Here is a 1,971-nt window from a genome sequence, read left to right on the forward strand (position 1 = left end):
CGCCGTCTCGCCAAGCATCATCTCCTTCGCTTTGCGTGTCCGTCAGACGGTCCTCTGGCGGCCAACAGGAATATGTCCGTTAACTCTGGACCTGTAACGGCGATTCGGACAAGATCGCATAATGACGGGAAAACGGACAGGATCGGGCATCATGTGGCGCTGATCGGCTATGCGCGCGTCTCGACCGCAGACCAGAAGCTGTCGCTCCAGCTTGACGCGCTGAACACTGCCGGGTGCGACCGTATATTCGACGATCACGCATCCGGGGCAAAAGCCGATCGGCCTGGCCTAACCGAAGCGCTCGCCTATTTGCGCCCCGGCGACACGCTGGTGGTCTGGAAACTCGACCGCCTCGGCCGCTCGATGAGCCACCTGATCGAGAAGGTCGGCGAGCTTGCGGCGCGCGGCATCGGGTTCCGCTCACTCACCGAGAATATCGACACCACCACTTCGGGCGGCATGCTGGTGTTCAACATCTTCGGCTCGCTGGCCCAATTCGAGCGTGACCTGATCCGTGAACGCACTCATGCCGGCCTCAAGGCCGCACGCGAGCGGGGCAACAAGGGTGGTCGCCGGCCTGTCGTTACCCCCGACAAACTACGTAAAGCGCGGGCGCATATCGCAGCGGGCCTCACTGTTCGTGAGGCGGCGGCCCGGCTCAAGATCGGCAAAACCGCCCTATACAAGGCTCTGGAAAACGCGTGAAACCGCTGGCGATCAAGAACTCGTGGGTGCTGGTCACAGGGGCTTCGACCGGTTTGGGCAGAGCGTCCGCCCTCCGCTTGGCGGCATCGTACCAGGCCAAGCCCCTGATTGTTGGACGAAGGCTCGATGGACTTGCCCCGCTTAAGTGGAGAGGCATTTGCTCAGCGTGACGCGGTTCGTTCGAACTGCGCGGGGCTGATGTAGTCGAGCGCGGAGTGACGCCGGATCGGGTTGTAGAATCCATCGATATAGCGGGCAATGGCCTGCTTGGCCTGGTCACGGGTGTAGAAGACCGTCCGCCAGACGAGTTCGGATTTGATCGTCTTGAAGAACGTCTCGACCATCGCGTTATCGTAGCAATTCCCCTTGCCGGACATGGAGATGCGGATGCCGTGGCGACGCAGCTCGGCCTGGTACTCCACGGAACAATATTGGCGTCACCTCAAGCTTTGTACGCTGAACAACGATTTTCCGGACATAATGTGAACATTGGTGTCAGGCAGCGGCGCGAAGGTACTGGTAGAGGGTTTCGCGGCTGATGCCCATGTCGCGCGCGATGGTCGCCTTGCGTTCACCGGCGGCAACGCGGCGGTGCAGATCGGCAATCATCTCATCCGAGAGCGACCGTTTCCGCCCCCGATAGGCGCCGCGCTGCCGAGCGATCGCAATGCCTTCGCGTTGCCGTTCGCGGATCAGGGCGCGCTCGAACTCAGCAAACGCACCCATGACCGAGAGCATCAGATTGGCCATCGGGGAGTCCTCCCCCGAGAAGGACAGGCTTTCCTTCTCAAACTCGATCCGGATACCTCGCTTGGTGAGGCCCTGGACCAGCTTGCGCAGGTCATCCAGATTGCGGGCCAACCGATCCATGCTGTGGACGACGACGGTATCGCCTTCGCGGGCGAAAGTGAGCAGAGCCTCAAGCTGGGGGCGGTTGACGTCCTTGCCCGATGCCTTGTCGGTGAAGGTCCGATCGAGCGACTGACCTTCCAATTGGCGATCCACATTCTGATCGAACGTGCTGACCCGGACATAGCCGATCCGTTGCCCCTTCACTGCGCACTCTCTCCATCAAAATGTCAGGTTGAAATCTATGATACGCAACGACATTCGTCAACAAATTCCGTTTAGTACCCTAATCTGACAGAAACCGCGGTAGCGCCCTGACGTCCGGTTAGGCTATACTCCAAGCTGACATCACAAAATCAAATCCCTCAAAGATGGCGTCAATTGCCTTGATGGGGTAAAAACTGGAGTGCTTCCAGG

2 protein-coding genes and 1 pseudogene are annotated in these 1,971 nt (G+C 59.7%); 1 reads left to right on the forward strand and 2 read right to left on the reverse strand.

Annotation, left to right across the window (positions count from 1 at the left end):
- Positions 1-153: 153 nt before the first annotated feature.
- Complete coding sequence (locus tag QOL62_RS19710; RefSeq protein WP_004213210.1) at positions 154-705, forward strand: recombinase family protein; 552 nt, start codon at positions 154-156, stop codon at positions 703-705.
- A gap of 161 nt (positions 706-866) precedes the next feature.
- Here the strand turns inward: QOL62_RS19710 and QOL62_RS19715 are convergent.
- Both QOL62_RS19715 and QOL62_RS19720 read right to left on the reverse strand, forming a co-directional pair.
- Positions 867-1,139: pseudogene (locus QOL62_RS19715) on the reverse strand (integrase core domain-containing protein); the annotation flags it as partial.
- A gap of 61 nt (positions 1,140-1,200) precedes the next feature.
- Positions 1,201-1,761, reverse strand: coding sequence for a recombinase family protein (locus tag QOL62_RS19720; protein ID WP_004213255.1), 561 nt, complete (start codon positions 1,759-1,761; stop codon positions 1,201-1,203).
- Positions 1,762-1,971 lie beyond the last annotated feature (210 nt).

The organism is Novosphingobium panipatense (assembly GCF_900182875.1).
GTDB classification, from domain to species: Bacteria; Pseudomonadota; Alphaproteobacteria; order Sphingomonadales; family Sphingomonadaceae; genus Novosphingobium; species Novosphingobium panipatense.